This window comes from Stenotrophomonas sp. P5_A8, from assembly GCF_056400545.1.
In genome coordinates this window covers 1-11,044 of record NZ_JBFULB010000122.1, presented here as the reverse complement: position 1 = coordinate 11,044, position 11,044 = coordinate 1, and the positions used below count along the sequence as shown (strand labels likewise).

Below are 11,044 nucleotides of genomic sequence, written 5' to 3'. Positions count from 1 at the left end.
GATGTGGCTGCTGTTCGCGCGCAGCGCCATGCTGCCGACGGCGGGCGTACTGGGCGGTGCCGGCGTGGCCGGCCTGCTGTTCGGTGGCGCGATGGCACTGCTGATGCGGTGGCAGCAGCAGCGCTATCGCTTGCCGGCGTGGCGCGAGGTGCGCGACACCGACGCCGGTTAACCCGCGCGCGTCGGCGCGGGCTGCGGCGCCGCCGTTGCCGGTGCGTCCGGGTCCAGGTCGGCCACCGGTGAAGGCGGCATCGACGGCACGGCAGCCGGTGCGGCCATTTCGTCGCGGTGGGTCGGCAGCATGTGCGCCTTGCGCCAGCCGCCCCAGCGGTAATACGCCAGCGACATCAGCATCGCGCAGAACGAGCTGACCGGGAAACTCCACCACACCGCATCGGCGCCCCAGCTGTCCTGCAGCAGTTCGGCGAACGGCACGCGGATGCCCCACAGCGAGGCGGCCAGGATCAGCAGCGGCGGGATCACCGCACCGGTGGAGCGCACTACGCCGGAAATGACGAAGTTGACGCCGAAGAACAGGAACGACCACACCGCGATGTGGTTGAGGTGGCGCGCCACGTCCAGCGACTGGCTGGCTTCGGGCAGGAACAGCGCAAGGGTGTACCGGTCCAGCAGGATCAGCGGCAGGATCAGCACGCCGGTGAGCAGGAAGTTGTACAGCACGCCGCTGCGGGCGGTGCCGCGCACGCGGTCCCAGTTGCCGGCGCCGACGTTCTGCGCGGCCATCGACGAGCACGCCGCGCCGATCGCCATCGCCGGCATCTGCACGTAGGTCCATAGCTGCAGCGATGCACCGTAGGCGGCGGCCGTGTCGGTGCCGTAGCCGTTGACCATGCTCATCATCAGGATCATCGACAGCGAGATCAGCACCATCTGCAGGCCCATCGGCACGCCCTTGACCACCAGCGCGCGCAGGATCGTGGTGTCGATCTTGAACAGCGCCATGTCCTTGCGGCCCAGCCACAGCACATGGCGCTTGTTGCGCATGTACCAGAGCAGGCCGGTCAGCGACAGCGTCTGCGCGATCAGCGTGGCCCAGGCGGCACCGGCGATGCCCAGCTGCGGGAACGGGCCGATGCCGAAGATCAGCAGCGGGTTGAAGCCGATGTCCAGCACCACCGACAGCAGCAGGAAGCGGAACGGCGTGCGTGAATCGCCGACGCCGCGCAGCGCCGAGCTCAGGAACGCGAACGCATACAGCGTCGGCATCGCCAGGAAGATGATGCGCAGGTAGGCCTCGGCCAACGGCAGCGATTCGGCCGGCGTGCCCATGGCCGCCAGCAGCGGATGCGACAGCCACCAGCCGGCGATCGCGATCACCACCGACAGGCCGATGAAGAAGGTGGCGCTGGTGCCCATCACCCGGCGTGCCTGGGAAATGTCGCGCGCCCCCATCGCCTGGCCGATCAGGATGGTGGCCGCCATGCCGATCCCGAACACCGAGCCGATCAGGAAGAACATGATGTTGTTGGCGTTCGCGGTAGCGGTCAAAGCCGCCTCGCCGAGGAAGCGGCCCACCCAGATCGCATTCACCGACCCGTTCAGCGACTGGGCGATGTTGCCGGCCAGGATCGGCAGGGCGAACAGGAACAGGTTGCGCCCTATCGGGCCGGTGGTCAGGTCAAGCGGCGCTTTGGCCATGTGCTCTGGAGATCAAGCGTGGAGAGCGGCACACTAGCACCAAGCCCGTCAGTGGGATATCGCGATGCGCACCGTAATGTCGGCGGCTGGCCGGCTCCAGGCAATGYGAACCAACCGGATGCTCCCCACTGGCCGGTGTCCCCTGCATCGGGCTGACCCGTTCATGCCCGCGCTGATGGCGCTCTTGATTGCCGTTGCGTTGGCCGCATGTTCGAGTACACAGCGCCTGGGCGATGCCCAGGTGCGGCCGATGGACCGACCGGAATGCCAGGTGGGCAGCCAGCGCCGCGATCTGGATGCCGGCGTGCCGGTACTGATCGGTGGCACTGGATGCCGGGGCAACCCGGACGCGCCCCAATCCCTGAACAAACGACCGGCCAACGCCGTGGAGCTGGGCAAGCAGCATGACTGAAGCAGAATCGTTGGGCGCCAGCGTGCGGCTGGATGTGTGGCTGTGGGCCGCGCGCTTCTTCCGGACCCGCAGCCTGGCCAAGCAGGCGGTGGAAACCGGTAAGGTCGATGTGGCGGGGCAGCGCCCGAAGTCGTCGCGCGCTGTGAGGGTAGGCGAGCAGCTGCAGATCAGCCGCGGCGATGAAACTTTCGACGTACAAGTGCGTGGTCTGAGCGAAATGCGCGGGCCGGCGCCGGTGGCGCAGCAGCTGTATGCGGAAAGCGAGGCGTCGCGTGCGCGGCGTGCCGAACTGCGTGCGCAGCGCGCGGCGGCGAAGAATGGTTACCAGCCGCCGGAGCATCGACCGGACAAGCGTGCGCGGCGGTTGATCCGGGCCCTGGGCGACATCGACGCGATCTGAGCCTGCGCGTACGTTCGCGTGCGCGCAGGCATTGAAGCGGTGCTGACACAGCGGTTGGCACCTGTCCTTGCGGGGGAGCCGGCTGGTGGCCGGTTCCCCCTGTCTCACGCGTGCAGATCGTAGCGGTCAAGTTCCATCACCCGCGTCCAGGCGGCGACGAAATCCTGCACCAGCTTCTTCTCACCGTCCGCGCTGGCGTAGACCTCGGCGAGGGCGCGCAGCACCGAATTCGATCCGAATACCAGGTCGGCGCGACTCCCGGTCCAGCGCGTGTCTCCGCTGCTCACGTAGCCATCGCCGTCGGGTTTCCACTGCGTGCGCATGTCCAGCAGGTTGACGAAGAAATCGTTGCTCAACGTGCCGGGGCGATCGGTCAGCACACCCTGGGTATTTCCGTCGACATTGGCTCCCAACACGCGCAGGCCGCCGACCAGTGCGGTCAGCTCCGGCGCGCTCAGGGTGAGCAGTTGCGCCTTGTCGATCAGCAGTACTTCGGCGGGCACGCTGTAGCGGCCCTTGAGATAATTGCGGAAGCCATCGGCGTAGGGTTCCAGTACCGCGAACGATTCGACGTCGGTCTGTGCCTGGCTGGCATCGGTGCGGCCGGGGGTGAACGGTACGCTGATGTCGTGGCCACCGGCCTTGGCGGCCTGCTCGACGCCGACGCCTCCGGCCAGCACGATCAGGTCGGCCAGCGATACCTGCTTGCCGCCGCCGCCATTGAAGCCGGTCTGGATCTTTTCCAGCGCGGCCAGCACCTTGGACAGCTGCTGCGGCTGGTTCACGGCCCAATCCTTCTGCGGGGCAAGACGGATGCGTGCACCGTTGGCACCGCCGCGCTTGTCCGAGCCGCGGAACGTCGACGCCGAGGCCCAGGCAGTGGACACCAGTTCGGCCACRCTCAGTCCGGCAGCGGCGATCTGCTGCTTGAGCGCGGTGATGTCGCGGGCGTCGATCAACGCATGGGTCGTTGCGGGCACCGGGTCCTGCCAGATGAATTCCTCGGCCGGGATCTCCGGGCCCAGATAGCGGGCACGCGGACCCATGTCGCGGTGGGTCAACTTGAACCATGCACGCGCGAATGCATCGGCAAAGGCCTGCGGGTCCTCAAGGAAGCGGCGCGAGATCTTTTCGTAGGCCGGGTCCACGCGCAACGCCAGGTCGGTGGTGAGCATGCTCGGGCGATGCTTCTTCGACGGGTCGTGCGCGTCGGGGATGACGGCCTCGCTGTCCTTGGCCACCCACTGGTGCGCACCGGCCGGGCTCTTGGTCAGCTCCCACTCGTGCTTGAACAGCAGCTCGAAGAAGTCGTGGCTCCACTGTGCCGGGGTGCGCGTCCAGGTCACTTCCAGGCCGCTGGTGATGGTGTCCCCGCCCTTGCCGCTGCCGAATGTGTTGGACCAGCCAAGGCCCTGGCTTTCCAGCCCCGCTGCTTCCGGTTCCGCCCCGACGTTGTCGGCCGGGCCGGCACCGTGGGTCTTGCCGAAGCTGTGACCACCGGCGATCAGGGCGACGGTTTCCTCATCGTCCATGGCCATGCGGCCGAAGGTATCGCGGATGTCGAAGGCGGCCTTGAGCGGATCGGGGTTGCCGTCCGGGCCTTCGGGGTTCACGTAGATCAGGCCCATCTGCACTGCGGCGAGCGGATTCTCCAGATCGCGCGAGTGGATGTCGCCATCAGCGTCGTCATCGGAGACCAGCACACCGTGGTCTTCCTGCACGCCCTCGGAGCCATGCGCATAGCGCACATCGCCGCCGAGCCAGGTGGTCTCGCGGCCCCAGTACACATCCTGGTCCGGCTCCCAGGTATCGGGGCGACCACCGGCAAAGCCCAAGGTCTTGAAGCCCATCGATTCGAGTGCGACGTTGCCGGTGAGGATCAGCAGGTCGGCCCAGGAGATGGCCTGGCCGTACTTCTGCTTGATCGGCCACAGCAGCCGGCGTGCCTTGTCCAGGCTGACATTGTCCGGCCAGCTGTTGAGCGGGGCGAAACGCTGCTGGCCGCGACCGCCGCCGCCGCGTCCATCGCCGATGCGGTAGGTGCCGGCGCTGTGCCAGGCCATGCGGACGAACAGGCCGCCGTAGTGACCGAAGTCGGCCGGCCACCAGTCCTGCGAATCGGTCATCAGCGCCTTGAGGTCGGCCTTCAGCGCGGTGTAGTCGAGCTGCTTGAACGCCTTGGCGTAATTGAAGCCGTCACCCAGCGGATTGGAGCGGTTGGAATGCTGGTTGAGCAGGTCCACGCGCAACTGGTTGGGCCACCAGTCGCGGTTGGTGGTGGCGTCGCCGACCAGGGCGTGGTTGAAGGGGCATTTTGCTTCGCTTTTCATGGGCATCTACCTGTGTACCAGCGAATGGGGAATCATCTGCGCGCAGGCGCCTATGGCGATGTCGGCGGCCCAACCTTCCCTCAGGGAGTGCGGTGCCACCAAGCCCCGGCGTGAGGGCCGGGACGTGCCGTGAAGGCATGCGGGACACGTTAAGCATTGTTATTCCATCGGTAAATTCGAATGAATCAACCGATGTGATAGTTGCGGCCTATTTATGTGGCGGCCTCAACGCTTCCCGCCGAACAGACCGCCACCCAGCTTTACCAAATCGCCGATGCCGAGCTGGCCGTCGCCGTCCTGGTCGAGCACCGAGGTGAGCAGGCCACCGCTGCTGGCGGCCTGGGCTTCCTGGCCGAGGGCCTGGCTGAGCTGGCCGGGATTGCCGCCGCTGGCAAAGCGCTGGGCGAGGTAGGACATGACGATGGGCGCGAGGATGGCCAGCAGCTGGCTGGTCTTGCTGCTGTCCAGACCGGTGGCCTGGCTCAGGCCCTGCGCGGCGCGGTCGCTGTTGCCGCCGAACACATGGCCCAGGATGCCGGCGCCATTGGTGGCACTGCCACCCCCGCCGCCCCCGAGCACGCTGCCGAGCAGCCCGCCCAGGTCGAAGCCACCACCGCCGGCGGGCGCATGATCGCGTTGCAGGGCGCCCAGCAGGGCTTCAGCACCTTGGGGCTGCTGTGCGTTGCGGCCCATCGCTCCAAGCAGCAGGGGCAGGGCCGCGCCGACCGCGCCGCTGGCCTGGTGCTGGTCGATGCCAAGCTGCTGGGAGACCTGCTGCAGGCCTTGGCCCTGCTGCAGCTGCTGGAAGAGGGAAGCGGCGAGTGATTCGGTGTTCACGGCGGACTCCGGAGCAGGAAGGGGGACGCGCCGAGCATAGCGCTGCATTTACTACGGTAATGCGAAGGCCTCAGGCCGCCGGCCTGGCCTTGGCGCCCCGGCCGGCGGCGCAGGTCAGTGGGTACGGTCGGAGGGCGTCGACGTCACCGCGATCTGCTGCAGCGTGGCGACGAAGTCCGGCAGCAGCACGCGGTTGCCATGCCCGCTCAGGTGGTCTGAATCGAAGAACAGCGGATCCAGCCCGTCCATCGCCGAACATGTACTGTCCTTGCACAGCAGCGGCAGCGGATCCCACACATGCAGCGCAGGATGCGCCGAGGCGAGCGATGCGAGCAGCGCCATCTGCGGCGCGCGCAGCCGCTCTAGGTCCGCGCGGGGCATCGTCAGGCCGTCGGCGCAGGCCGGATTCATCCGGTTGAACGGATCCGAACATCGATACGCGGAGGCCTTGAAGATGGGCAATGGCGCGTCGATCACGATCTTCACCTGCAGCGCCTCCAGGCGCGCCAGCACCGCTTCGGCGTCCTGTCTGGCGGCGCGGTCGTCGTCCGCGTTGCGGGCGTGCAGGATGTCGTCCATGACCACGGCATGCCCACGGCGCCAATCGCGGCCGCGCAGTTCGGGCATGCGCAGCGAGGCGATCAGCACCACATCTCCGGGCCGGGCCTGCGCCTCGATCTGCGCCAGGACGCGTTCGCGTGCGTCACTACAGTCGCCCGGTGCAGTGCCAAGCAAGGTGACGATGCCGCAGCCACCGCGCTCCAGCACGTGCAACTCCATCTCCAACTGCCGCGCGGCGATGGACACCATGGTCCGGTAGGCGGCGGCATGCGAGTCGCCGGCGACGAACAGCTGCCGACCTGCGAGGGTGGGGCCATCGACCGGCGGCACCGGTTTCCAGGCGGGATGCAGGTAGGGCCGCCACTGGTAGCCGTCGCCGGTGGTGCTGAGCGAGATGTCGTCGGTGTGCTGCACGATCAGGTAGGCACCCGTGGCGGACAGGCCCATGGCGGCAATGCCCATTGCCAGTACCGTGCGCGTGCGAAGGCGTGTGCCCCGCCGGCGTGCCGGATTTTCGATCCAGTGATAGGAGGCGCTGGCGATGGCCACCAGTACGACCGGGTAGGCCCACAACGCGATGCCCTGCATGCCGTAGGTCCAGCGCAGCAGCACCAGCAACGGCCAGTGCCAGAGATAGAGCGAGTAGGACAACACGCCGATGTAGACCAGCGGCCGCCATTGCAGCCCGCTCAGAACCGATGACCGTGCGCGGTCGGTGTCGTCGGCGGCGGCGGCGGCCAGCAGCATCAGCGTGCCAGCCACGGTGATCAGCGCGCCCGGGAAGGGAAACGAGAACCGGGACGCGAACCCGAAGCCCAGCGCCACCATCAGCAGGCCTGGCAGCGCCCACAGCCGCCAGCGCGCAGGTGCGCCGTGGGTCATCACGCGCTGGTACAACAATGCGCCTGCGGCCAGCTCCCACAACCGTGCCGGCAGCAGGTAAAACGCCGATGCTGGCGCGGTGGTCGCCTGCACGGCGGCGATCGCCAGCGACGCCGCGGCCAATACCGGCAACAGCCAGCGCGCGGCCGCGTGGGTCCGGCGGTGCTGCAGCCAGACGAAGTACACGAACGGAAACAGCAGGTAGAACTGTTCTTCCACCCCGAGCGTCCAGGTGTGCAGGAAGGGGTTGAGGTCGGCGCCCGGCGAGAAGTAGCCATCCTGCTGCCAGGCCAGCACCAGGTTGCTGACCCCCAACAATGCGCCCAGTCCGGTCTGGTCGAACTGCTCGTTGCGCCAGGCACGTGGCATCAGCAGGGCCGACAGCAGGAAAGTGACCAGCAGCATCAGCAGCAGCGCGGGCAGCAGCCGCAGCAGCCGCCGCCGGTAGAAATCGAGCAGGAAGCGGCCAAGGGTGGGGGTGGGCCGCGCTGCCAGGGACTGGCTGATCACGAATCCGGACACAACGAAAAACAGGTCCACGCCACTGAACCCGCCGGGCAGGAGCGCCTTGTTGGCGTGGAAAACGATGACGGCAACCACCGCCAGGGCACGCATGCCATCGATGGCGCCGAAGTGACGCGTTGGGAGCAGGGACATGACGGGGACCGTTACGGGGACGGGCCAGCATCAAGAGGGTGTTGTGCACCGGCAAGGGGCAATGGCGACACACCCTCCGAACTGGAACGTGCGTGGGGGCACGTGCGAGGTTCAGGTGCGCCTGCGGTTCAGCCAGGTTCGTCATACCGCCCATTCCAGCGTAGGCGCATGCCTACGCTGGATGACCCCGGCCACTGCCACGCGCGCTGGGCGCGCTGGATCAGATCAGTGCTTTCAGCCGGTACAGCGCTTCCAGGGCCTGCTTGGGGGTCAGCTCGTCCGGATCGATCGCGGCCAGCGCGTCCTGCGCGGCGGTGTTGGGTGCGTTGAACAGGCCGAACTGCTGCGGTGCATCCAGGGCCTGCGGGGCCACGGTGGCGGCCTGACTCTCGCCGCCGCGCTGCTCCAGTTCGGCCAGGCGACGCCGTGCCTGCGCGACGGTGGAGCGTGGCAGGCCGGCCAGGGCCGCCACCTGCAGGCCGAAGCTGCGGTTGGCCGGGCCGTCCTTGACCGCGTGCATGAACACCAGCGCTTCGCTGCCGTTCTTGTCGGTGTGTTCCACCGCATCCAGGTGCACGTTGGCGATGCCACTGGGGCCGCCTTCGTGCTGCTCGTCGGCCAGCGCGGTCAGCTCGAAGTAGTGGGTGGCAAACAACGTGTAACAGCGATTCTGGTAGGCCAGGTGGCGCGCCACCGCATCGGCCAGGGCCAGGCCGTCGTAGGTGGAGGTGCCGCGGCCGATCTCGTCCATCAGCACCAGCGAGTGCGCGCTGGCGTGGTGCAGGATGTAGCTGGTCTCGGCCATCTCGACCATGAAGGTGGACTGCCCGCGCGCGAGGTCGTCGCCGGCGCCGATGCGGGTCAGGATGCGGTCGATCGAACCGATCACCGCGCGGCTGGCCGGCACGAAGCTGCCGATGTGGGCCAGCAGCACGATCAGCGCGTTCTGGCGCATGTAGGTCGATTTACCGCCCATGTTCGGGCCGGTGATGACCAGCATGCGGCGGTCCGGATGCAGGTCCAGGTCGTTGGGCTCGAACGGCTGCTCGCGCACCGCCTCGACCACCGGGTGGCGGCCGCGTTCGATGCGCAGGCACGGCGCTGTTTCCAGCTCCGGGCGGGCCCAGTCCAGCGCCTGTGCGCGTTCGGCGAAGCCGGCCAGCACGTCCAGTTCGCTGAGCGCGGCGGCGCACTGCTTGAGCGGCTCCAACTTGCCGGCCAGCGTATCCAACAGCTGTTCGTACAGCAGCTTCTCGCGCGACAGCGAACGCTCGCGCGCCGACAGCACCTTGTCCTCGAAGGATTTCAGTTCTTCGGTGATGTAGCGCTCGGCATTGGTCAGGGTCTGGCGGCGGGTGTAGTGCACCGGCGCCTTCTCACTTTGGCCCTTGCTGATTTCGATGTAGTAGCCGTGCACGCGGTTGTAGCCGACCTTCAACGTGGCAATGCCGCTGCTGATGCGTTCGCGCTGTTCCAGGTCGATCAGGAACTGATCGGCATGGGTGGACAGGCGGCGCAGTTCGTCCAGCTCGGCATCGAAGCCTTCGCCGATGACACCGCCGTCGCTGAGCTTCATCGGTGGGGTGGGGGCGATCGCGCTGGCCAGCAGGTGCGCGCATTCGTCATGCGAGCCCAGCGCGTCGTGCAGCGCGACCAGGCGCGGAGAGTCCAGCGGGGCGAGCACGCGACGTACTTCCGGCAGCAGGCCGAGGCCATCGCGCAGGGTCGAGAAATCGCGCGGACGTGCCGAGCGCAGCGCCACGCGGGTGAGGATGCGTTCCAGATCGCCGAGCGCACGGAACGCTTCGCGCACATCGCCATCGGCGCCGCGGTCGATCAGCGTGGCTACCGCATCGTGGCGATGCACCAGCACCTCGCGCAGGCGCAGCGGACGGTGCAGCCAACGCCGCAGCAGGCGACCGCCCATGGGGGTGACGGTGGTATCGAGCACGCCGAGCAGGGTGTTGCGGGTGTCGCCGTCGACGCGCGTGTCCAGTTCGAGATGGCGGCGCGTGGCGGCGTTCATCGCGATCGCTTCGCTCGCCGTTTCGGTGGCGATCGCGGTCAGGTGCGGCAGGCGCTGTTTCTGGGTTTCCTCGACATAGCCAAGCAGGGCGCCGGCCGCCGCGGTCGCGCGCGGCTTGTCGTCGATGCCGAAACCGGTGAGGTCGTGCAGCTTGAAGAAGGCCAGCAGCTGGCGGCGGCCGCTGTCGGGATCGAACAGCCACGGCGCGCGGCGACGGATGCCGCTGCGGTGCTTGAGGAACTCCGGCCAGTTTTCTTCGTCGGGTACCAGCAGTTCGGCCGGCTCCAGGCGCGCCAGTTCGGCTTCCAGCGCGTCTTCCGAATCTACTTCGTTGACCAAAAAGCGACCGCCGGCCAGGTCGGCCCAGGCCAGGCCGAAGCCGTGCTTGCCGCGCGACAGCGCCATCAGCAGGGTGTCACGACGCTCGTCCAGCAGTGCCTCATCGGTGACCGTGCCGGGGGTGACGATGCGCACCACCTTGCGTTCGACCAGGCCCTTGGCTAGCGCCGGGTCGCCGATCTGCTCGCAGATGGCCACCGATTCGCCCAGCGCCACTAGCCGCGCCAGGTAGCCTTCGTAGGCATGCACCGGCACGCCGGCCATCGGGATCGGCGCACCGCCGGAGCTGCCGCGCTGGGTCAGGGTGATGTCCAGCAGCCGCGCGGCCTTGCGTGCGTCGTCGTAGAACAGCTCGTAGAAGTCGCCCATCCGGAAGAACAGCAGCAGGTCCGGATACTCGGACTTTGCGGCGAAGAACTGCTTCATGAGCGGGGTGTGTTCGGGCTGCTTATCGGTCACGCGGGGTCCATCAACGTCGGGGGCAGGCCGGAAGGCCGCCGGATGGACCATTGTAGGGGAGGGGGCCGGGCGGGCGAAGGGTCGCTCCCGGGCTCAACGGGTCAGCAGCGTCACATTGGGATGTGCGGCGATGATCTGCATGACGATATCGAAATAGGTCTGGCCCTCGCCGCGTTCCAGCGCCTGCAGTTGTGCGCTGACATGGCCGGGGTTGAACGGTCCGGCCGGATCCAGTTTGGCCTGCAGCCACGTGCGCGTTGCCGCTACTCCAAGCGCCCGGCGACTGTGTGCGATGTCCTTCCAGTGCAACTGGACGGTCGTGTGACCGGCCAGCGCGCCATAGGCGCCGTAGAGCATGTCATCCAGCGCATCCAGGCTTGGCCCGAGTTGCCAGTCTTCGTCGGGCATGAAGACGCGGTTGATCTCGGCGTAGAAGCTGGCGATGCCGTCGATCGCGCCGCCTTCCAGCACCAGGCAGGGGG

At 67.7% G+C, this 11,044-nt stretch carries 9 protein-coding genes; 3 read left to right on the top strand and 6 right to left on the bottom strand.

The window, feature by feature from the left end; all coding sequences use genetic code 11:
- Position 1: 1 nt before the first annotated feature.
- The gene (locus tag AC1DQP_RS10630) at positions 2-172 is read left to right on the top strand and encodes a DUF6404 family protein (protein WP_478051560.1); all 171 of its coding nucleotides are present in this window, start codon (positions 2-4) and stop codon (positions 170-172) included.
- Here AC1DQP_RS10630 and AC1DQP_RS10625 read toward each other — a convergent pair.
- Positions 169-1,659, bottom strand: a complete 1,491-nt coding sequence (locus AC1DQP_RS10625; RefSeq protein ID WP_478051557.1) for an MATE family efflux transporter — start codon at positions 1,657-1,659, stop codon at positions 169-171. The genes AC1DQP_RS10630 and AC1DQP_RS10625 overlap by 4 nt on opposite strands.
- Before the next feature lie 163 nt (positions 1,660-1,822).
- Between AC1DQP_RS10625 and AC1DQP_RS10620 the strand changes: the two genes are divergently transcribed.
- Positions 1,823-2,071 carry a hypothetical protein gene (locus AC1DQP_RS10620; RefSeq protein ID WP_457320715.1) on the top strand — a complete coding sequence of 83 codons (249 nt, stop codon included), beginning with the start codon at positions 1,823-1,825 and terminating at the stop codon, positions 2,069-2,071.
- Entirely contained in the window at positions 2,064-2,471 is a 408-nt protein-coding gene (locus tag AC1DQP_RS10615) for an RNA-binding S4 domain-containing protein (RefSeq protein WP_256776441.1), read from the top strand. The genes AC1DQP_RS10620 and AC1DQP_RS10615 overlap by 8 nt, the downstream gene beginning before the upstream one ends.
- 104 nt (positions 2,472-2,575) lie before the next feature.
- Here AC1DQP_RS10615 and katG read toward each other — a convergent pair whose 3' ends face one another.
- The 5 genes from katG to AC1DQP_RS10590 form a co-directional block, all read right to left on the bottom strand.
- The gene (katG, locus tag AC1DQP_RS10610; protein WP_478051556.1) at positions 2,576-4,801 is read right to left on the bottom strand and encodes a catalase/peroxidase HPI; all 2,226 of its coding nucleotides are present in this window, start codon (positions 4,799-4,801) and stop codon (positions 2,576-2,578) included.
- A gap of 225 nt (positions 4,802-5,026) precedes the next feature.
- Positions 5,027-5,686, bottom strand: coding sequence for a DUF937 domain-containing protein (locus AC1DQP_RS10605; RefSeq protein ID WP_457319775.1), 660 nt, complete (start codon positions 5,684-5,686; stop codon positions 5,027-5,029).
- A gap of 66 nt (positions 5,687-5,752) precedes the next feature.
- The gene (locus tag AC1DQP_RS10600) at positions 5,753-7,738 is read right to left on the bottom strand and encodes an acyltransferase family protein (RefSeq protein ID WP_478051555.1); all 1,986 of its coding nucleotides are present in this window, start codon (positions 7,736-7,738) and stop codon (positions 5,753-5,755) included.
- Positions 7,739-7,958: 220 nt separating this feature from the next.
- On the bottom strand, positions 7,959-10,529 hold the full coding sequence (mutS, locus tag AC1DQP_RS10595) for a DNA mismatch repair protein MutS (RefSeq protein WP_478051559.1): 2,571 nt from the start codon (positions 10,527-10,529) through the stop codon (positions 7,959-7,961).
- Between the two features lie 126 nt (positions 10,530-10,655).
- Positions 10,656-11,036 (bottom strand): barstar family protein, encoded by a 381-nt coding sequence (locus AC1DQP_RS10590; RefSeq protein ID WP_478051558.1) that lies wholly within the window; start codon positions 11,034-11,036, stop codon positions 10,656-10,658.
- Between the last annotated feature and the right edge of the window lie 8 nt (positions 11,037-11,044).

What these genes read in the sequence shown, in the direction of transcription:
- AC1DQP_RS10630 (WP_478051560.1), top strand. Translation starts at nt 2, where the DNA reads ATGTGGCTGCTGTTCGCGCGCAGCGCCATGCTGCCGACGGCGGGCGTA.
- AC1DQP_RS10625 (WP_478051557.1), bottom strand. Translation starts at nt 1,659, where the DNA reads ATGGCCAAAGCGCCGCTTGACCTGACCACCGGCCCGATAGGGCGCAAC.
- AC1DQP_RS10620 (WP_457320715.1), top strand. Translation starts at nt 1,823, where the DNA reads ATGCCCGCGCTGATGGCGCTCTTGATTGCCGTTGCGTTGGCCGCATGT.
- AC1DQP_RS10615 (WP_256776441.1), top strand. Translation starts at nt 2,064, where the DNA reads ATGACTGAAGCAGAATCGTTGGGCGCCAGCGTGCGGCTGGATGTGTGG.
- AC1DQP_RS10605 (WP_457319775.1), bottom strand. Translation starts at nt 5,686, where the DNA reads ATGCAGCGCTATGCTCGGCGCGTCCCCCTTCCTGCTCCGGAGTCCGCC.
- AC1DQP_RS10600 (WP_478051555.1), bottom strand. Translation starts at nt 7,738, where the DNA reads ATGTCCCTGCTCCCAACGCGTCACTTCGGCGCCATCGATGGCATGCGT.
- mutS (WP_478051559.1), bottom strand. Translation starts at nt 10,529, where the DNA reads ATGAAGCAGTTCTTCGCCGCAAAGTCCGAGTATCCGGACCTGCTGCTG.